The organism is Lentilactobacillus parabuchneri DSM 5707 = NBRC 107865 (assembly GCF_001435315.1).
Taxonomy (GTDB): domain Bacteria; phylum Bacillota; class Bacilli; order Lactobacillales; family Lactobacillaceae; genus Lentilactobacillus; species Lentilactobacillus parabuchneri.
In genome coordinates, this window is record NZ_AZGK01000050.1 from 1 (window position 1) to 205 (window position 205).

1 pseudogene is annotated in these 205 nt (G+C 52.2%); it reads right to left on the reverse strand.

Features of this window, described 5'->3' with window-relative positions:
* Nucleotides 1-205, reverse strand: a pseudogene (locus FC51_RS12405) (hypothetical protein); the annotation flags it as partial.

Sequence of the window (205 nt, forward strand, 5' to 3'; positions counted from 1 at the left end):
TTGGTTAACTGGATCCGCCTCTAGACTGGTGGCATCACTGTTCGATGACACATTGCCAGTTGCGTTAGCATAGTGAGCACCATTGGATGCCTGGGCACCATCATTGACAGCCGTCTGACCTTCGGTAGTCGTCTGAAGCGAAGTTTGAGCAAGCGGTTGATTATCTGTATTGACTGTCGCCGCGTGAACTCCAACCGATCCCCCT